Genomic DNA, 19,986 nt, shown 5'->3' on the forward strand with positions numbered 1-19,986 from the left:
CATGCCACTACTTACTCTTATTTTGCTGTTGGCCCTCAATGCCTGGTTTGTCGCCGCTGAATTTGCGATGGTCTCGGCTCGCCGCGATCAAATTGAACCGGATGCCGTCAGCGGCTCTACCAGCGCAAAGTACGCGCTGCGTGGTATCGAAAACGTGTCAGTCTCCCTGGCGGCAACACAGCTTGGCATTACCGCCTGTTCCCTGCTCATCGGTGCCGTCGGCGAGCCTGCGATTGCGCACTTCTTCGAGCCCTACATGACAGCGCTGGGACTCCCCGCGGGCACCGCCCACGTGGTTGCGCTGGCGTTGGCACTGCTGATTGTCACTTTCTTACACATGGTTGTCGGCGAAATGGTGCCGAAGAACATCGCTATTGCGGCCCCCAGCCCGACGGCGAAGTTCGTGGCTATTCCGCTGTATGTGATTGTGCGGGTGCTCAATCCGGTTATCTGGGCGATGAATACGACCGCGAACATCGTGGTTCGCAAGGTTCTTCGCGCCACTCCGAAGGACGAGGTCGATTCCTCCTTCACCGCTAGTCAGGTGCAGGATTTCGTCGCCGAGTCCGGGCGTCAGGGCCTTCTCGACAATGACGAGCTCGCGCTCCTCCACAAAGCTCTCGGCTTCGAGCATCTCACCGCCGCGGATGTCACTATGCAACTCGACACCCTCGTCACCATTGGCCCCGACGCCACTGTCGCCGACATCGAAGAGCTCAGCGCACGCACGCGCTTTTCCCGCTTCCCCATCACCGATGCCGACAGCAGCTTCATCGGCTACCTTCATGTCAAGGATTTGCTCTCGCTTGACGACGGTCACCGCGACCGACCCTTCCCGCGGAACCTGATTCGCACCTTCGCAAGCGTCAGCCCGGATGCCAAGCTCCAGACGGTCATGCGGCTTATGCAGCGCGAGCAGGCTCACTTCGCCTTGGTGACGGCGAAAAACAGTACTTCGGAGAACTCTGTCAGCGGAATCGTTGCACTGGAGGACGTACTAGAAGAGCTCGTCGGCGAAGTCCGCCAGGCAACAGCCTAGCGAGTGCGCCGACGAGCCCCGTCGATTCCAGCTGGTTACTTGCTGCTGAAAGCTAGTTAACTAATTACTTCAGTGCAGCCAGTGCGGAGTCGTAGTCCGGCTCCGTGGTGATTTCATCGACCAGCTGGTTGTAAATGACCTTGCCCTCTTCGTCAGTGACGACTACGGCACGAGCAAGCAGGCCAGCGAGCGGGCCATCCTGCTGGACAACACCGAAGGCTTCGCCGAAGCCGTGGCGGAAGTCCGAGGCAACCTCAACGTTGTCCAGGCCTTCTGCAGCGCAGAAGCGGCCGAGAGCGAACGGCAGGTCACGCGAAACATTAACCACGACGGTGTTGTCCAGCCCAGCAGCGTCCTCGTTGAAGTGACGCACCGAAGCTGCACAAACACCAGTATCTACGGACGGGAAGATGTTGTAGACGACCTTCTTACCAGCGAAGGTCTCATTGGTGACCTCACCAAGGTCACCACCGGTGAGGGTAAACTCCGGAGCCTTGTTGCCCACCTCGGGCAGGTCTCCGGAAAGCTGGACTGGGTTGGACTGAAATGCGGTTTGTGTCATAGCGCCCTTTTTACCGCCTTTCGTCCGGATCCTCCAGGCTGTTTCCTGGAAATCAGTAGAATCGTGACAGAAATGAAATTCCGGGCCGCAGTATCTTGAGCAATCTTGCGTACCTTGCGGTCCGGGCCACGCTATTCAGCGGGCCCCACGTTTAAACTCCGAGGAAAGGCAGCCATGAGTTTGATTACCGCAATTGTGTCCATCGATGTCGAAGCTGACAAGATTCCGGAGGCCGCCGAGACCATCGTCGAGATCGACGGCGTGACTGAGGTCTACTCCGTTACTGGTGACTGGGACTTGGTCGTCGTGGTGCGCGCAACTAATCACGATGATTTGGCGGAAATCATTCCAAATCTCATCAGCAAGGTCGACGGTGTTATTCGCACTCAGACTCAGCTGGCTTTCCGCACCTACTCTCAGCACGACCTGGAAAGTGCATTCTCCATCGGGCTGGAGTAGTCGCGGATTCTTCTACCGAACTGTGCGGTATGCGGTAGCTACTTAACCACTTCCGCCATCGCGCGGCCTGCCTGGCGGCCACTGAAAATACAGCCGCCCAGGAATGTACCTTCCAGCGCGTTGTTGCCGTGAACGCCACCGCCACCGAAGCCAGAGGCCTCGCCTGCAGCGTAGAGCCCCTCAAAAGGTGTTCCGTCCGGGTGCAAGCACTGGCCGTCGAGGGTGGTCTCGATGCCACCGAGCGTCTTGCGGGTCAGCATGCGCAGACGAATAGCAATCAGTGGGCCGTTCTTCGGATCCAAAATCGGTGATGGCGGCACGGAGCGGATGATCTTGTCCCCGAGGAAGTTCCGGGCCACGTTGACGTAATTGACCTGGTAGTCCTTGGAGAAGGGATTACCGGTCTGCATATCGCGCTGACGAATCTGCTCCTCGAGCTTCTCCAGGTCAATCTTCGGCGCTGCGGCTCCGGACTCCCCGCCCGAGCTCGCCTCCACAATCTCGTTCATCCCCTCGACCAGCTTTGGCAGATTGTCGGCAACCACCCAGTCTTCGCCGTTGTCCATGAACGCCTGAATAGGTGCGGCAACACCAGAGGTCACCTTGCCAATCAGCTTCTTGATCTCCTTGTCGGTCAGATCCGGATTCTGTTCTGAGCCAGAGAAAATAAACTCCTTGCCCACGATGTTCTTATTCAGCACAAACCAGGAATACGAGTGTCCGGTGGCCAGAATGTGCTTCATCGTGCCGACAGTATCGGCGCCCGGAATATATGGCGCTGGCAGGCGGCTTCCTTCTGCGTCAAACCACATGGCCGACGGCCCCGGGATGATTCGGATACCGTGATTCGGCCACACGGGATTCCAGTTCTTCATGCCCTCGGTGTAATGCCACATGCGGTCACGGTTGACGAGGTTTGCGCCGGCCTGCTCTGCAATCTCGATACCACGGCCGTCAACATGCTCTGGCACACCGCAGACCATGTCCTTCGGCATCTCGCCCAGGCGCTCGGTCGGCCAGCACTTACGCACGGCTTCCAGGTTGCCGCCAACACCGCCCGTCGCAATGCACACGGCCGACCCGCGGATCTCAAAGTCCTCCCCTGTTTCCTCGCGTGACGACGCCACTCCTCGCTCTAAAGATTCACAGGGAACCAGAATCTTGCCACGCACGCCGACGGCGCGGCCATCTTCGACAATCAACTCGTCAACGCGGTGGCGATGGCAGTATTCCACCAGCCCCTTCTTCGCAGCTTCAGCGACCGGCTCTGCGAATACGCGGACGATTTCGGGGCCTGTGCCCCAGGTGAGGTGGAATCGGGGTACCGAGTTGCCGTGACCGTCGGCACGCCCTTCACCGCGCTCAGCCCACCCGACGACAGGCAGGAACTTCACGCCGAGATTGCGGAGGTAGTCACGCTTCTCCCCTGCCGCGAAGTTCAGGTAGGCCTTGGCCCACTTGCGTCCCCAGTTGTCTTCCTCGCGGTCGAACTGCGCGGAGTTGAACCAGTCAGCTTCAGCGAGCTCGCGGTTGTCCTTGACTCCCAGGCGGCGCTGCTCTGGCGAGTCGACGAGAAAGATTCCTCCCAGCGACCAGAAAGCCTGTCCGCCGAGGTTGTTGGCATTCTCCTGATCGACAAGGATGACCTTCTTGCCGGCCTGCGTGGCCTCATACGTCGCGACCAATCCGGCAAGTCCGGCGCCGACGACAACAATGTCTGCAGTACGTGTGGTGCTCTGTGCGTTCATAGTTTCGTTTTTAGACCCTAAACATCACCTTTGAGGTGGTTTTGCCTAAAAACGTGATTTATTTTTACAGGCATTATTTATCTGGCGAATTTCCAACGCGCCCGGAGCCGCCCACTGCTAGTGAGGCCTGCGTGGCGCATGCACGAGCTCGACCTGTACGAGCGTGACTTTCTCTGCGCGCACGAGCGCTTCAAACAGCGACAGATAGTAATTCCACATCCTCCGGAACACTCTGTCGTAGCCGATACCAGCGGCTTCACGCGCATGCGCCGCAAAGAAATCTCGCTGGAGCTGCAAGGTCGTCGCGAAGTGCGCCGGAATGTACTCTTCCGCCGCGATGCGCAGGCCGGTTTCCCGGTCCACCATCTTGCGCAGCTCTTCCATGGTGAAAAGCTGCAGCTGCGGCCACACGTAAGCGCGTACGAGGTCCAAGCTGCGCTCGGCGAGCGCATCGAATTTGTCCGTCGCTACCACCATTTGGACTACGATGGTGCCGCGGTCGACAAGCAGACGCTCGGCGCTCTTCAGCCAGCGCAGCGCACCTGCACGACCGAAGGTCTCCAGACGCCCGACGTTGATAACCGCCTCGAAGTCGGACTCGAATTCGCGTGGCGACGGAATGTTGCGATCCATCTGGATCACATCGACCGCGCCGCGCAATCCGGCTTTTTCCACCCGTTCCAGCACCGTTTCGGTGTGGTCATCAGAGACGGTAATAACCTCCGCGCCCGCTCCCCTTTCTGCAGCCCGAAGGGCAATTTCTCCGCCTGCCGACGGCCATTCGGCGACACGGTCTCCGGCCCGGACTCGAGCAAGATCGAGGATGTGCTCAATATTGCGCACCTGGGCATGCAGAAAATCGGCACGCGCGACGGATTTCGGGGCATCGACATAAGTCACGTCAACTGACCAGTGCGAGGCAACCCCACCCTTGCCAGCACCACGGGCATAGTTTTGAATCTGTTCCCGCGACGAGGTACGCACTCCGGAGGCGAATAGGCCGGAACCGCCCATCAGCAATTCGCCGGAATAGAGCTCGAGCAATGAGGTCGGCAACTCTCCCGCCATATCTGGCCCATCGAGACGCGGACGTGAACGCGCGACTTTCATCAGACCACGTGCCAGCGGCCCCAACGAAGCAATATCGAGCTCGGCGCTGAGCAGTCGGCTGAGAAGCTCTGGCAAATCATCACTGGACCATTCGCCCGCGAGATAGGCCTCCCCCAATCCGAGCCATTCTGAATCAGCTAGTCGAGAATAGAAAACAGGATCAATGACGCTGAAAATGACTGGACGAAACGATTCAGAACTAGTGGGAGATTCACTGCCGCCGCTAGAGCTGGCACCACCGACTCCGTCGATAGCCAAATCGGCGTCACCCGTCGACCGAGTAATGAAGGACTCTCCGACAAACTCACCGGATTCGACCAGTTCAATGCCGTTGTCCTGGCAGAGCCGCTCAAAAGAGCGTTCCATCATTTCGGCACGTTTCGCTAGGAAACGCCCCTCTGGAATACGCGCAACCCGAGGCCATCGCTCTGCGTCAATTGCCTGCCGGCTTGCCGAATTCACCCTGCCCGAACCTCCTAACAATCGCGCCGCATAAAGGTACGAATAACGAATTGAGTTTGCTCTCGAAGCCTACCGCGCAGGGCCCCAGAATAGGCGGTGGCGCACCGAGAGGATTACTATTGTGGCTTGCCGGCTAAAAGCCGAATCTAAAACTTCGAGAACTTTAAAGTCTGTGAGGAGAAAATACATGACCGAGACTCCGTACCGCCCGCACTCCGGACGCCCGCACGTGGTCGTCATCGGTTCGGGTTTCGGTGGCTTGTTCGCGGCGAAGAAGTTGCAGGGCGCCGAGGTCGACGTCACTCTCATCGACCGCACTAACCACCACCTGTTCCAGCCACTGCTCTACCAGGTAGCAACGGGCATCCTGTCCTCGGGCGAAATCGCTCCGTCCACTCGTACGATCTTCGACGGTGTTCAGAACGTTCGTGTTGTCAAGGGCGATGTCACCGACATCGACGTCGAAAAGCAGGTTGTGACTTCGGAACTGGGTCACCAGACTTCCAAGTGGGAATACGACCACCTCCTGGTTGCCGCTGGCGCTGGCCAGTCCTACTTCGGCAATGATCACTTTGCCGAGTTTGCTCCGGGCATGAAGAACATCGACGACGCACTCGAAATCCGTGCCCGCATCATCGGCGCGTTTGAGCGCGCCGAGCTGACCAACGATCCGGCTGAGCGCGAGCGCCTGCTGACCTTCGTTGTTGTCGGCGCTGGTCCGACCGGTGTTGAGCTTGCTGGCCAGCTGGCCGAGCTGGCTAACCGCACCCTCGCATCGTCCTACCGCAGCTACAACCCGCACGCTGCACGCGTCGTCCTGCTCGACGGCGCACCGCAGGTTCTGCCGCCGTTTGGCAAGCGTCTGGGCCGCAAGGCTCAGAAGTCCCTGGAGAAGATGGGCGTCATCGTCAAGCTGGGCGCGATGGTGACTGACGTCAATGAAGAGGGAGTCACCTACAAGAACATGAAGGATGGAACCGAGGAGTTCATCCCGTCGTTCTGCAAGATTTGGTCCGCCGGCGTGTCCGCTTCCCCGCTGGGCAAGATGATTGCCGAGCAGACTGGCGCCGAGACCGACCGCGCTGGCCGTGTCGTTGTCAACGAGGACATGACAGCTGGTGACTACAAGAACGTCTACGTCGTGGGCGACATGTCCAACCGCGAGAACCTGCCGGGTGTTGCTCAGGTTGCTATTCAGGGTGGCGAGTACGTCGCCGCCAACATTGCAGCTGAGGCCGACGGCCGCGATGTCGCTGAGCGTCAGCCGTTCGAGTACTTCGATAAGGGCTCCATGGCAACCGTCTCCCGCTTCTCCGCAGTGGTGAAGATGGGCAAGGTTGAGGTCACCGGCTTCATCGGCTGGATTCTGTGGCTGGCCGTCCACCTGATGTTCCTGGTGGGCTTCCGCAACCGCCTCGTCTCCTGCGTCAGCTGGGGCCTGAACGTCCTGGACCGCAACCGTTGGCAGATGGTTTCCACCCGCCAGCAGATGTACGCACGCAACGCCATCGACCGCCTGGCCGAGTTCAACAAGGACAAGGCTGAGCAGGATCTGCCGCTGGAGGTTCGCGACACTCGCCGCGAGCACCGCGCAAAAAGGAACAAGTAGTTAACTTGCAGGTGGCCAGATTAGAAAACAGCTAATCACGACAAGCCACCTGCGAGCTTCCTACCAGGCCCGTTACCACCTATAACGATTTGCTACAGCGGCTTGTCGAGTACCGCAATTCGTAGGTTGGTGCGGGCCAGCAGTTTTTCATCTGCCTTGCGGGTGTGCTCAATACGCCACAGTTGCATGGTGCGCCCCAGGTACTCTGGCTCCGCCGTGGTAACGATTACCTCGCCAGCCCGGGCGGAGCGGTAGAAATCGGTGTTATTGTTCACACCGACGACCGGCTTCTTCGCACCGCAGGCAACGAAACCAGCAATAGAGCCAGCAGTCTCACCTAGCGAGCAATAAACACCGCCATTGGCTAGGCCCCACGGTTGCAGGTGGTCGGGCCCGACCTCGAGCTCCATCTGAATTCGCTCCGGCCCGACATGGACAAACTTCGTGCCCAGCAAGGTATCTAGACCGCCGATTCCGTTATCGCCCAAGGTGCTGTTAAAAACAGCCAGCTCCTCATCGCTCAGCGCTTCCTGGCTCGCCTTCGTCGCCAGTGTCATATAATCGCGCAGCGCCTTCCTCTTCGCCTGCTCGGCGGAAGAAGCTGCAGAGTTCGAGTCCTGTGAACTGCCATTATTCGCAATAGTCTCGTCAGTCATGCCAAACATTGTGCCAGCGCACGCCATCACTCGTGGCAGTTTCAACGTTAAAAGCAGTAACAATTTCTGAGTCCCAGATACAACGAACCCCGGCCAGGCTTTAAGATGGTGGGCATGACCGATAACAATGAACTCGCACAAATTGGTGTCGTCGGGCTCGCCGTCATGGGCTCGAATATCGCACGCAACTTCGCCCACAAGGGACACACCGTTGCCGTGTACAACCGCAGCCCGGAGAAAACTCGCACCCTCATCGCTGAACACGGTGATGAAGGCTCATTCATCCCGTCCGAGACCATTGAAGAGTTCGTCGCTTCGCTGGAGCGCCCGCGTCGCGCTCTGATCATGGTTCAGGCAGGTGCCGCTACTGATGCGGTCATCGATCAGCTTGCCGACGTGATGGAGCCCGGCGACATCATCATTGATGGCGGTAACTCTCTTTACACGGACACCATCCGTCGCGAGAAGGCTATTCGCGCCCGTGGCCTGCACTACGTTGGCACTGGTATTTCCGGTGGTGAAGAAGGTGCTCTGACTGGCCCATCCATTATGCCGGGTGGAACGAAGGAGTCCTACGAGTCCCTCGGCCCGCTGCTGGAGTCCATCTCCGCTCACGTTGATGGCGTTCCGTGCTGTACTCACATTTCTTCCGATGGCGCTGGCCACTTTGTAAAGATGGTCCACAACGGCATCGAGTATGCGGATATGCAGGTCATTGGCGAGGCCTACCACCTGCTGCGTGAGGCCGCTGGCCTCACCCCTGCCGAGATTGCAGATATCTTCCGCGAGTGGAATAAGGGCGACCTGGACTCCTACCTGGTCGAGATTACCGCTGAGGTTCTCTCTCAGGCCGATGAGAAGACAGGCAAGCCGCTGGTGGATGTCATCGTTGATGCTGCTGGCCAGAAGGGCACCGGCCGTTGGACGGTCAAGGCCGCTTTGGACTTGGGCATTCCAGTAACTGGTATTGGCGAGGCCGTGTTCGCTCGCGCCCTGTCGTCTTCCCTTGCTCAGCGTGAGGCTGCCCGCAACCTGCCGTCGGGAAGCCTGGCTAAGGCACCGGAAGATCGCGATGCTTTTGTGGAGCGCGTCCGTAAGGCGCTCTACGCTTCCAAGATCGTTGCCTACTCGCAGGGCTTCGATGAGATTAACGCTGGTGCCAAGGAGTACGGCTGGGAGATTGACCGCGGTGCGCTGGCGACCATCTGGCGTGGTGGCTGCATCATCCGCGCACAGTTCCTGAACCGCATCAAGGAAGCGTACGACCGCAATCCGGAGCTGCCGGCGCTGGTACTCGACGAGTACTTCCGTGACCAGGTCACCGAGTGCCTCGACGCGTGGCGCGACGTTGTCGTCACTGCAGCACAGATGGGTATCCCGGCTCCGGTGTTCTCCTCTTCGCTGGCTTACTACGACGGCCTGCGTGCGGAGCGTCTGCCGGCAGCACTGGTTCAGGGGCAGCGTGACTACTTCGGTGCGCACACTTACCAGCGTGTTGACCGCGAGGGTGCTTTCCACACCCTCTGGTCTGGCGACCGCTCCGAGGTTGAAGCGTAGTCTTGAAGTCTGTCGCTTCACGCTCTTGAAGTTAAAAGGGGTCTGAGATGCCATTTCCCAAGAAGGCAAAGCCTGATTTTGTGCCACGAGTTCTTTCCATCGCCGGCACAGACCCAACAGGTGGCGCTGGGCTCCATGCCGATTTAAAATCAATCGCCGCCGCCGGTGGTTATGGCATGGGCGTGGTCACCGCTTTGGTATCTCAGAACACCGTGGGCGTTCGTGCCGTCCACACCCCACCTGTTGACTTCCTCGTCGAGCAGCTGGCTGCTGTAACTGAGGATGTCACCATCGACGCGGTGAAGATTGGCATGTTGGGTTCACGCGAACTCACGCAGGCCGTCACCAACTGGGTTCGGGAGACCAAGCCAGCCGTGGTTGTTCTCGATCCGGTTATGGTCGCCACCTCTGGCGACCGTCTGCTTGACGAAGATGCCATGGACGCAATGCGCGACTTGGTCGCGGAAGCCACCGTCATCACGCCGAATGTTCCCGAACTGGCATTGCTTGCCGACGCCCCGGAGGCCAGCGAGTTCACTGAGCTGATTGAACAGGCACTGGAGTTCGCGAGCAAAAACGATGTCATCGTGATTGCAAAGACTGGTCACTTAAGTGATGAGGAAGCCGGCAATGCCGTGGCCTTCCCCGATGGCCAGGTTTTCTTCAGCTCTTCTCCCCGCATTCACACTGAGAACACCCATGGCACGGGTTGTTCGCTGTCCGCTGCTCTAGCCACACGGATTGGTGGGGGCTCAGCGATCAACGACGCCCTGCGCTGGACTACGCGCTGGCTCAGCGAGTCCATTCGTTTCGCGGATAACCTCAACGTCGGCCAGGGGCACGGCCCCATTGACCACGGCCACAGGGCTCGTCGCCTGGAAAAGGTCGCGCTTCGCCGAATGCAACCAGTGCATCTGAACTCCAGTTTTTACCCGGAGGCCGTCGAAGGCACTGATACTGAGCAGCCGCCGAAGGAGCTGGAATCTTTCTTCGGCCACTCACTCCAGATTGCTCCGGCTGGTCCTTTTACTTCCCAGCTGTGGCGGGACATCGAGGACATCGTTGCCGAGATTGGCGGAATGTTCAGCGTCCCCACGATGCTCCGCGGCGACCTTTCCTCGGACGAAACCAACTTCTTCGTAGCGCAAGAGGCCTGGTACTTGCACCAAGTTTTCCCAGTCCTGTCGCATCTGGCAACCAAAGCACCCTGCCCGAAGGAACAGGTTCTGTGGTCGTCACTCGCACAGGAAGCCCTGGTGCGTGCGTTGGAATTGAGCAATAACGGGCTGGAAGAGACTTCTTCGGCGCTCGAGGACATCGAGCCGACAACCATCACACAGCTTTTGCTGGACGTGCATTCTTCCTGTAGCGCTTTCAACCCATATCGGGTCGCCGTAACCAGTATCGTCGCCGAAATGTGGATTGCAACCGAGCTGACTCTGCAAGGAAAATCGCTGGTTGATGAGGATTCCGCGATCGCGAACTGGGTGGAGGTGTATTCCGACCCCGAGTATGTTGACAGTGTTCAGCAGGCTCTCGAGGTCCTTGAAGAGAATATGTCTACGGCCAGCGATGCGGAGCTCAAATCCATCCGCAACATCTTCCGTCGAGCCGCCATTCTTGAGCGCGAGGCCTATGCGCAACCGGGTCGCGGTTGGTAAATGTCATGGGACGGTAGTTTTCCAGTTCACCGGACGTGCCTATTGCATGGCTGTCCGGGGATAGCGGTATTCTAACAAGCATGCCCCCTCCTGCTGAGTCCAGTGATTTCAGACAGTTGGGCACGCCGGAAGCGATTGTGAGTATTCTGCGTGCCCAGCACATAACTTCGCCTACTGCCGTGCAGGTGGCGACTTTGCCAGATGCTTTCGCTGGCAAGGACGTTCTTGCGCAGGCCCCTACAGGCTCGGGCAAAACGCTCGCATTCGGCATTCCGCTGGTCGCGTTACTCAATAACGCCTCTCCAGCGCTTCCAGGTTACCCGCGCGCGCTAATTATTTCGCCAACGCGCGAACTCGCAGATCAGATTGCTGATGTCCTGGCTGACATCGGTGCCGCTGCAGGTCTGCGTGTCTTGAGCTTGGTCGGCGGTGACTCCGTGGCCAAGCAGCAGACTCTGCTCGCGGCACCAGTCGATATCGCTGTGGTCACACCGGGTCGCGCACACGATTTGCGCCGCCGCAGCCTCCTCAGCCTTGAGCAGGTTCTCGCCGTTGTTGTAGACGAAGCGGACATGCTCGCTGACATGGGCTTTCTGCCCGATGTTCTGGGCCTGGTCCGTGCGTGCCCGAAGTCGGCACAGCGCATGGTCTTTTCCGCCACGATTAACGACGACGCCGCGGGGCTTATCCGCGATCGTCGCGCAAGTAGCACTGAAGTTGCGAAGCACAAGGTCACTGCCTCCCGGTTGACCATGCGCAATATGCGGCATCTGTTACTTCGGGTGGAGGACAACAACGAAGCCGACGAAGTGGTCGCCTGGATTGCCTCCCGCAAGGATCAGTGCGTCATCTTCGCCAACTCTAAGGCGCGTGTCGTGCAGCTGGCTAAGTTTCTACAGTTCTATGACATCAAGTTAGGTTTCCTCCACGGCGATCGTGGCCAGGCAACTCGTCGCGCGGTCCTCAAGGCCTTTTCCGAGGGTGAAATCAATGTCCTCGTCACCACGGATGTGGCCGCTCGTGGCATTGATATCGATGCTCTTGACTTGGTTGTGCACGCGGATCCGCCAAGGGATTCCGCGACGTACATTCACCGCTCGGGTCGAACGGCTCGTGCAGGTGCTTCCGGCACGGTAGCGATGATTGTGCGTGACCGCCAGGTTGATCAGGCCCGTGAGCTGCTGGCAGGGGCCGGCGTTAAAGCTGAAGAGCTGCGTGCAGCTCCGGGGCTGCCGCGATTTGTCAAGGAACTGGGCGCACGGCGTCCGCGCCGGGCTCGTCAAGATCAGAGCCAATCGGCAGGCAGTGTTAGTGGTGCCGGTTACCGCGGGCGCGGCGGTCCGTCGGCAAGCGGAAAGAATCGTGCTGGCGGTCGCGTACACCGCCCCAAGCGAGGGAAAAAGAAGAAGAGATAATCAGTGGATATTGTTCTCAATATTGTCGCGGTTGTCGGCTTTATCGCGCTAACCGCTGGCACCGGCCTCTTTGTGGCGTTTGAATTCGCGCTGACGGGACTGGAGCGATCTACGATTGACGCCGACCGCGCCCGTTCAGCGGATGCACCTGCTGAGGCCGTTCACAAGGCGCATAATCGACTGTCCTTCCACCTCTCCGGTGCACAGCTGGGCATTACGTTGACCACGCTGGCAACTGGTTTCCTCGCGGAACCGGTGCTGGCGCAGTACTTCACGCCGATGTTGCATTGGATGGGGCTCAGCGAGTCTGCAGCGGGACCGACCGCACTGATTCTTGCGCTCATTGTGGCCACGATGTTGTCGATGGTCTATGGCGAGTTGGTGCCAAAGAATGTCGCCATTACAGAGCCGTTGGCAGTAGCGCGAGTTACGGCTCGTCCGGTGATGGCGTTTAACTGGGTGTTCCACTACTTCATCCATTCGCTGAATGCCACGGCGAACTGGCTGGTGCGCAAGCTCGGTATTGAACCGGCGGATGAGTTGGCTTCAGCGCGTTCCCCGCAGGAGCTGGAAGCACTGGTACGTAATTCTGCGGAGCAGGGGGCATTGGATGAGTCGAAGGCCGCTGTACTCGAGTCGTCGTTACGCTTTGGCGAAACGACGGCGGAGGACCTAATGACGCCGCGGTCGACGATTACCTCCCTCGATGTCGATGACACGGCGCTGGATCTGCTGGCTGTCGCTATCGAATCGGGGCATTCCCGCTTCCCCATTACTGACGGGGACCTCGATGCCACTGTCGGTGTTGTCCACGTCAAGGACGCATTTGCGGTGCCTGCGGCGAAGCGCTCAACCACCACCATGCGGGAGATTGCACGGCCTGTGCCGACGCTGCCGCAGTCGCTGGACGGCGATGCCGTACTGGAGGCCGTGCGTTCGGCCGGTTCGCAGATTGCGCTGGTCGCGGACGAGTACGGCGGTATCGCCGGCATTGTCACCATCGAGGATGTCGTCGAGGAAATTCTTGGCGAGGTCTGGGATGAGTACGACGACAAGGAGTCCGAGCAGGAAGTCAAACGCGCGATCGAAGGCTGGAACTGCTCTGGCCTTGTGCGTACCGACGAGCTGCCGACCAAGGTCGGATACTTCGCCCCAGAAGGTAGCTTCGAAACGCTCGGTGGATTGATTATGTTTGCGCTCGGTCGCATCCCGGAGGTCGGTGACGTCGTCCTGCTGCCAGAGACCGAACGCGATTTCATGGACGAGTTCGAATCGGGTATCGCCGGACGCTGGTACGCCCGCATTCTGGCGATGGATGACCGCCGCGTGGACCGTGCCATTTTGATTCCTGTGACCAACGAGCGCGCTAAGGAGATGTTCAACCTATGAGTGACTGGTTTGGAATCCTCCTGACTTTCTTCTTGCTGTTGGTCAACGCGTTTTTCGTGGGCGCGGAGTTCTCACTTATTGCTGCTCGCCGTGACCGTTTGGAAGCGCTGCTGGCTCAGGGAAAGAAGCGCGCACGCACAGTTATCAATGCTTCTGAGCACCTGTCGATGATGCTCGCCGCCGCACAGCTGGGCATCACCATTGCCTCGCTACTGCTGGGTAAGGTCTCTGAGCCGGCGCTGGCACATCTGCTGGAAGCTCCCTTCCAGGCGATGGGTATTCCGGAGTCGCTGCTGCACCCGCTGAGCTTTGCCATCGCATTGATGCTGGTGTCAGTGCTGCACATCATGCTCGGTGAGATGGTGCCGAAGAATATCGCGCTGGCAGGACCGGAAACGATGGCCATGCTGCTTATTCCGGTTCATATGGTCTTCTACCGTCTGACCAAGCCGCTGTTGCTGCTGTTTAACTGGATGGCTCGCCATACGCTTAAGCTGTTCGGCATTGAGCAGCGCGATGAGCTCGACACCACTGTCGATTCCACTGAGTTGGCATCGATGATTGCGGAGTCTCGTCAAGAGGGGCTCCTTGACAGCGAGGAGCACGTCCGCCTTCGTCGCACACTGGCTTCGGCCACGCGCACCATTGAGGAGGTGCTGATTCCGCACGAGCAAATTCGGCGCCTCCCCACCGCACCGACTGTGGGCGATCTAGAGACGGCGGTCACCGAAACTGGTTTCTCCCGGTTCCCCGTCGCTGCGGCCAACAATGAACCCAACGAGTACCGCGGCTATGTTCACGTGAAAGATGTCCTCGACCGCGTCATGGATCCTGCCTCCGGCCCAGAGACAGCCATCCCCGATGACGAGATTCGCCCGATGATCGAGATTCCGATCGATGCCACGCTGGATGAGGGATTGCGCATCATGCGCCGCTACAGCGCCCACATGGCAGTGGCTGTACGCGCTCGCATGCCAAAGCCGCACCTGCGCGCAAACGCCCCGGCAAGTATCGCGCCGAAGACCGGTGCTTTCTCCGGCGCGGAGCAGATCGGCATCGTGGCTCTGGAGGACCTCATCGAGGAGCAGGTCGGTGTCGTGCGCGACTGGACCCACGAGGTCTCCCCACGTCGCAGCGGTGCACCAAAGCAGCACTCGACCGTGAACCAGCCCCGGACCCGACCGGGCACCACGCAGGGACGACAGCAGTGACACCTACACCCGATTCGTCTTTCGATTGGCGTGAAGCCAAAGCAAGGCATATCGCCCGCGTCGATATCCTGACCCGCGACCACCTGTCCCGTCGCAGTCGCGGCCAGCGCCACCCGGTCTGGGACTTCATCTTCGAGTACTACCCCGTCAAGCCCGGTCAACTCCGCCGCTGGTCACCGGGCATCGGCGTAGATCTTCCCGGTGCGACAGCCAAGGACATCAGTCACCTGAAGTTCTTTACCCTCGACACGGACAGCGCTACCGATAGTCCTGCCCGCGAGGACCCCACCGATACCGCCTCTGGGACGGCGCGCATGGATGTTTCGGCGTACGTCGATAAGCGAGGTACGACGGTAGCGTACATCGGCAATCTGTTGCGTTCGACGCGCGCGAATCCGGCGCACTTTGACTGCTTTGGTCTGCATGAATGGGCGATGGTGTACCGCCAGCCCGAGCATCGTCATCCGGAGCCACTGCGGCTGGGTCAGGCAGGCACGGACGAGGTCGTCGAGGCTCACACGGTTCGGTGTACGCACTTCGATGCCTTCCGTTTCTTCACGCCCGACGCCGTGCCGCTCAACGAGTTTGCCCCGACGCGCGAGACGCAGCCGCACTGTGAGCAGATGGGTTGTCTGCACGCCAACATGGACTTGTATAAATGGGCGACCAAGCTCGGCGAGGCGGTCCCCGGCGACCTGTGGCTGGATACTTTCGAGCTCGCGTGCAGTGCCCGTGAGTTGGATATGCGCGCCGCTCCCTACGATCTGCGGGATTGGGGTTTTGCGCCTATTCGCATCGAAACGCCCGAAGGCAAGGCCGAGTACGTCCGCCGCCAGCGTGAGCTCAGCGCGCGTGCCGATGTTCTGCGCGGCCGTCTTCTCGAAGTGGTAGATGTCGCATTGTCCACGCAGTAAAGTTGGCAGGAGTTACGTGCGCGTTTGTGCTTTACGACGAGGTCTGCTGCGAGTCGACAGTGCCGAGCACACTCAGCATAGAAAGGGCTAGAACGACATGGGACGACACGCCTCGGGTGAGAACAACTATCGAGTGGCTAAGGGGCCTTTTATTGCCGTCTTGGTCGTAATTGTTCTGGTCGCTGCGGTTTTTGCCTGGGTTAATCTGCGCAAGAGCAACGATTCGTCGATTGATGCTGACCGTGCACGGTGCACGAAGGGTGACCTGACACTGGTGGTGACCGCTGATCCTGCCGCGGTGGGCTCGGCACAGAAACTTGTGCAGGACTATGGCGAGTCGAATCCCGTGGTGAGGGACTTCTGTGTGCGGCCACAGATTACGGTGGCGGGCTCGCAGGAGGTTGTGAACGCCCTGACTGAGGCTGGCGGTGCTGAAGCTGGTGAGGGAGCTCCGGAGGACCCCGCTGCGGATGAAGCTGGTACAGGAATTTTGACTCCGGGCGTCTGGATTCCCGCCGATATCTCTTTCGTGGATCAGGCGAAGAACTCGGACAAGGTCAAGGTCAACAACCCCAAGACGTGGTTGCCGCCGATTGCTAGCGGCGTGGCCTTCACAACCAATCGTGCTGACCAGCTGAACAACGCCACCTGGGAAGAGCTTGCAGGATTGCGCGTGGCCGCCCCAGGTGGCTCCGATGCGGCACTGTCGGCCGTGATTAGTGCTCGACTTGGCGGTGGCCCGGGCGTCGCTCGCGAACGCGCGGGCTTGGGTGAGGTCTACACCTCCAATACTCTGCTGACCATGCTCAGCCAGAGTGTCGCTGACTTCGACGGCGTAGCCGCGACCCAGCCCATGCTGCAGATGGCCGGCGAGGGGCTGAAGCTGGTCTCCCCTGCGGATGCACCCCAGTTGCACGCGCCAGTTGTCACCTTTGGCTCCGGCGGCAAGATCGACGAGAACACGGCTCGCGCAGCTGAGGACTTCCGCAACTTCGCAGCAGATCACGGGGCCGACGGCGAAGCTGCTGAGAGCACTTTCAGCCCTGAAGTAGCGGAGAACTTTGGGGTGCTCTCGCAGATTCAGACGGATTCTTTTGCGCTGCCGCCAGCACTGGAGCAGCCGGACGCGCAACAGCCCGCAACTGCGGTGGGTTCGGCGCTCCTGCTCGCTGACACCTCCGAGGGCGTCGATGTCGGGGCGCTGTCTGCGGCACTGACCGGCGCTATCGATGCGGCACCTGGCGGCCGATACGGCCTGTGGACATTTGCACCCGAGGTGAACCGCCTCGCGGAACTTCCCGCGCCCGATGACGAGGCCAACAACGGCGCGGACGCCGTAAAGGGTTCGCTGGCCGAACTTCCGGCCGGTGGTGAGGCACAGTTCTGGCCAGCGCTTATCGATGCCTACCAGGCCGCCCGCGACACCTACTCCCCTGACAAGCCCAACCGACTCGTCGTGCTCACCTCGGGGCGCGATGCCTCGGGCGCCGATGCCGCCGAGTCTGTCGAGAGGATCAAGGAACTCATTAGCCCGGACCGCCCGGTAACGATTGAGGTCATCGTGCTTCCCGACGGGGACAGCTCCAGCCCCGAGCTGCAGGAAGTGGCAAATATGACCACTGGCTCTCTGCGCATTGCGGCTGACTACGGCGACGGCCTGGCCTCTCAGTTGGCTGCGGCTATCGGTACGGAGTAAGTAGCAAAAACCGCCTCCATCTGGTCCAACCTCGGGAGAGGAAAAACGGAACCAGTTGTGGAAGGCGGTTTTCGTTTAGTTTGTTTCGGCTATTTGAGCGGCGGCCGTAGCAGCAACGCCGCTGTCCAGCCAAATAGTTGGCTGTTAGGAGATGCGACGGCGACGACGCTCAGCCAGCTCGTCGATGCCAGTGCCTGGGTTCTCCTGAGTACCGTCGATACGCTCGGACGGGAAGGAGGCGATGGTGCCAGTCAGTTCCTTCATAATGCCCGGGACAGCAATGCCGAACACTCCCTGGCCACCGTTGAGCAGGTCGATGACCTCTTCATTGGAGCGGCACTGGTAGACGGTGCGACCGTCGGAAACCAGCGTGATGGTAGCCAGGTCATCGACGCCGAGGTCGCGCAGGCGATCGACAGCCAGACGGATATTCTGCAGGGAAATACCGGTGTCCAGCAGACCGCGAACAATCTTCAAAACGAGGATGTCGCGGAAGGAGTACAGACGCTGGGTACCCGAGCCCTTGGCGGTACGGATAGAAGGCTCCACCAGCTTGGTGCGTGCCCAGTAGTCCAGCTGGCGGTAAGAAATGCCCGCTACCTGACATGCGATGGGAACGCGGTAGCCAACCTGCTCGTCCGGCCCCATGTCGAACAGGGATTCCTGAACCGCGCGTGGCTCTTGCGAGTCCGACGCACGGAGCTCATTGTCGCCAAAGAGCGAACCGCTGTTGTCGTCGACCATATAAATTCTCCCGAGGTAGTTTCACTGCCGTTATTTATCTTTCGCCAAGGTTAATCGGCTGTCAATACATCACAGGACGACACGCCGAATCTCTAAACCTAAAGTTAAGGTTTAGAGTTTGGAGTCACAGTTTCCCCAGCTCAAGCACAACCCAGGAGTAAAACCGCAGGACGGGATGAAACTATAACTTACGAAAAGTTACCCCTTTTATGGGGTCATTCAGCGACACGCCGGAGGAAATAAGCGTCACAACTACCCCAAAAGTAGCCAGTTATTCACTCCAGTCACACGTTTAACGGTCGCCATCGGAAGCTGAATCGGCGCCACCGTCGGCTTCACCATCAGACTTCTTGTCCTCCGCATCACCATGCGGCTCGGCGAAGTAGTCAGCATCAATGCTGTCGAGGAATTCCGCAAACTCCGACACCGATGCCTCGACGGAGTCGGTCTCCGACTCGTCGGCAAGCGAACCGCCATTGGTTGCGACGAGACGCGCCGCTACCGACGTGGCGTCGAGCACATCACGCGCGACATACAGCGGAACCTCAAGCTCGCTAGCGATAAGGATGAGGTCGGAGGGCCGCATATCAATCTCTGCGCCACCTTCGAGCACCAGGCTGGCGATGAAAACGCCCTCATGCACGCCCGTAATCTGGCCGCGCAGGGCGCTCTGCCCCACCATGTCCAGCGTATCGACGAAGACCTCATGCATGCCCGGGCGACGCTGCGTAGCGCCGGTCTCACGGGCGGAGTACTCCGTCGCCGTCGCCAAATCAATCCAAATCGGGATAATCCGATTGGTCTCTTCGGCATGCAGGAGCAGCACTGGATCGTCCTCAGGAGGATGCGCCATCCAGTCTAGAAACTTGACTTCTACGAGTTTTTCGTCCATAACAGCGATAATTGTAGCGAGCCGCTATTTACGCGGGACTACCGACTACTTCCCCAGGTCCTTGTTGACCTGGCGCTTGACCAAAGTGCCGTGCAGCGTGACCATCAGCGCAGTCATCTCACGGCCCATCTCCACAGCCTTCTGCTTGCCGCTAGCCGCACGCGACTTACTCAGCGGACTAGCAGCGAGCGACACCAAATCTGCCTCACGGGCCGCAGCGGTACGCACAGTTTTGAGGTGGCGGGCATCCAGGCCAAACTCAGCCAGCTTGACCGCCGTCTCAGTGATGAGCAGGTCATCGCCATCGAACATGTTCAGCGTGTCCGGAGTAATCAGGCCGACTCGAACCAGTTCAGTGATGAACTTCTCGCTAGCGCCGGTGCGCTCTGCCAGCTCCGCCTGCGTCAGCGAGACCACTGCGGCTTCGCGGAACTGATCCGCCGTCACCAGCGGAGTGACCGATGCCAGCCCGTCGCCGCCAGCGTTGCCCGCATCAATTTCGTCGAGCTGCTCTTTAATAACCTTCAGCGGCAAGTAGTTATCGCGCTGAACTGTGAGAATGTAGCGCAGGCGGTCAATGTCCGCCTGGCTGTAGCGACGATATCCCGAGGAGCTACGCGACGGGCACAGCAGCCCCTCCGACTCGAGAAAACGAATCTTGGACAGCGTTACATCAGGGAACTCAACCTTGACTTCCTTCAGCACAGCACCGATGGTCTTCTTCTTGCCCACCGAGCGTGCTTGCTTCGCAGTGCTTTCCGACGAAGTCGGCTGCGAAACTGCTGATTTGCGTACTGCTGCCACTGGTCTTTTCCGAGCCTTTACAAAAATAAGGGGTTAATGCCGACAGGCGTCGACATTA

Annotated in this window: 17 protein-coding genes; 10 read left to right on the plus strand and 7 right to left on the minus strand. The window is 59.4% G+C overall.

Features of this window, described 5'->3' with window-relative positions; all coding sequences use genetic code 11:
* Position 1 precedes the first annotated feature (1 nt).
* Entirely contained in the window at positions 2–1,039 is a 1,038-nt protein-coding gene (locus QP995_RS03675) for a hemolysin family protein (RefSeq protein ID WP_197914486.1), read from the plus strand.
* Between the two features lie 64 nt (positions 1,040–1,103).
* Here QP995_RS03675 and tpx read toward each other — a convergent pair whose 3' ends face one another.
* Positions 1,104–1,601 carry a thiol peroxidase gene (gene tpx, locus QP995_RS03680; protein WP_049170506.1) on the minus strand — a complete coding sequence of 166 codons (498 nt, stop codon included), beginning with the start codon at positions 1,599–1,601 and terminating at the stop codon, positions 1,104–1,106.
* A 174-nt stretch (positions 1,602–1,775) separates the two neighbouring features.
* Between tpx and QP995_RS03685 the strand changes: the two genes are divergently transcribed.
* Positions 1,776–2,060 carry an Lrp/AsnC family transcriptional regulator gene (locus QP995_RS03685; protein ID WP_005511316.1) on the plus strand — a complete coding sequence of 95 codons (285 nt, stop codon included), beginning with the start codon at positions 1,776–1,778 and terminating at the stop codon, positions 2,058–2,060.
* A gap of 38 nt (positions 2,061–2,098) precedes the next feature.
* On the opposite strand, the gene QP995_RS03690 is transcribed toward QP995_RS03685, so the two are convergent.
* Entirely contained in the window at positions 2,099–3,808 is a 1,710-nt protein-coding gene (locus QP995_RS03690) for an FAD-binding dehydrogenase (RefSeq protein ID WP_070546159.1), read from the minus strand.
* Between the two features lie 117 nt (positions 3,809–3,925).
* Positions 3,926–5,380, minus strand: a complete 1,455-nt coding sequence (locus QP995_RS03695; protein WP_284852916.1) for a class I SAM-dependent methyltransferase — start codon at positions 5,378–5,380, stop codon at positions 3,926–3,928.
* 187 nt (positions 5,381–5,567) lie between these two features.
* Here QP995_RS03695 and QP995_RS03700 point away from each other — a divergent pair, with 187 nt between their 5' ends.
* Complete coding sequence (locus QP995_RS03700) at positions 5,568–6,989, plus strand: NAD(P)/FAD-dependent oxidoreductase (protein WP_016422826.1); 1,422 nt, start codon at positions 5,568–5,570, stop codon at positions 6,987–6,989.
* Positions 6,990–7,081: 92 nt separating this feature from the next.
* Here the strand turns inward: QP995_RS03700 and QP995_RS03705 are convergent, their stop codons facing one another.
* The gene (locus tag QP995_RS03705; protein ID WP_231367197.1) at positions 7,082–7,645 is read right to left on the minus strand and encodes a PaaI family thioesterase; all 564 of its coding nucleotides are present in this window, start codon (positions 7,643–7,645) and stop codon (positions 7,082–7,084) included.
* 105 nt (positions 7,646–7,750) lie between these two features.
* Between QP995_RS03705 and gnd the strand changes: the two genes are divergently transcribed.
* From gnd to QP995_RS03740, 7 genes are all read left to right on the plus strand, one after another.
* Positions 7,751–9,202, plus strand: coding sequence for an NADP-dependent phosphogluconate dehydrogenase (gnd, locus tag QP995_RS03710; protein WP_070429693.1), 1,452 nt, complete (start codon positions 7,751–7,753; stop codon positions 9,200–9,202).
* A gap of 47 nt (positions 9,203–9,249) precedes the next feature.
* Positions 9,250–10,863, plus strand: a complete 1,614-nt coding sequence (locus QP995_RS03715) for a bifunctional hydroxymethylpyrimidine kinase/phosphomethylpyrimidine kinase (protein WP_284852917.1) — start codon at positions 9,250–9,252, stop codon at positions 10,861–10,863.
* A gap of 185 nt (positions 10,864–11,048) precedes the next feature.
* Positions 11,049–12,278, plus strand: a complete 1,230-nt coding sequence (locus tag QP995_RS03720) for a DEAD/DEAH box helicase (RefSeq protein WP_284852918.1) — start codon at positions 11,049–11,051, stop codon at positions 12,276–12,278.
* 3 nt (positions 12,279–12,281) lie between these two features.
* Entirely contained in the window at positions 12,282–13,667 is a 1,386-nt protein-coding gene (locus tag QP995_RS03725; protein WP_016422831.1) for a hemolysin family protein, read from the plus strand.
* Positions 13,664–14,878 (plus strand): hemolysin family protein, encoded by a 1,215-nt coding sequence (locus tag QP995_RS03730; protein WP_070858559.1) that lies wholly within the window; start codon positions 13,664–13,666, stop codon positions 14,876–14,878. The genes QP995_RS03725 and QP995_RS03730 overlap by 4 nt, the downstream gene beginning before the upstream one ends.
* Positions 14,875–15,792: a 3-methyladenine DNA glycosylase gene (locus QP995_RS03735; RefSeq protein WP_149420701.1), complete on the plus strand. Its 918-nt coding sequence runs from the start codon at positions 14,875–14,877 to the stop codon at positions 15,790–15,792. Before QP995_RS03730 ends, QP995_RS03735 begins: the two co-directional genes overlap by 4 nt.
* 97 nt (positions 15,793–15,889) lie before the next feature.
* A complete protein-coding gene (locus QP995_RS03740; protein WP_284852919.1) occupies positions 15,890–17,488 on the plus strand; it encodes a vWA domain-containing protein in 1,599 nt (532 codons plus the stop codon).
* A gap of 144 nt (positions 17,489–17,632) precedes the next feature.
* Here the strand turns inward: QP995_RS03740 and QP995_RS03745 are convergent, their stop codons facing one another.
* The 3 genes from QP995_RS03745 to ftsR form a co-directional block, all read right to left on the minus strand.
* On the minus strand, positions 17,633–18,136 hold the full coding sequence (locus tag QP995_RS03745) for a MerR family transcriptional regulator (protein ID WP_172620271.1): 504 nt from the start codon (positions 18,134–18,136) through the stop codon (positions 17,633–17,635).
* Between the two features lie 388 nt (positions 18,137–18,524).
* Positions 18,525–19,124, minus strand: coding sequence for a bifunctional nuclease family protein (locus QP995_RS03750; protein ID WP_048734014.1), 600 nt, complete (start codon positions 19,122–19,124; stop codon positions 18,525–18,527).
* A gap of 45 nt (positions 19,125–19,169) precedes the next feature.
* Positions 19,170–19,928 (minus strand): transcriptional regulator FtsR, encoded by a 759-nt coding sequence (gene ftsR, locus QP995_RS03755; protein WP_016422836.1) that lies wholly within the window; start codon positions 19,926–19,928, stop codon positions 19,170–19,172.
* Positions 19,929–19,986: the final 58 nt, after the last annotated feature.

The sequence above is a fragment of the Corynebacterium sp. MSK032 genome (genome assembly GCF_030232065.1).
GTDB lineage: Bacteria > Actinomycetota > Actinomycetes > Mycobacteriales > Mycobacteriaceae > Corynebacterium > Corynebacterium jeikeium_D.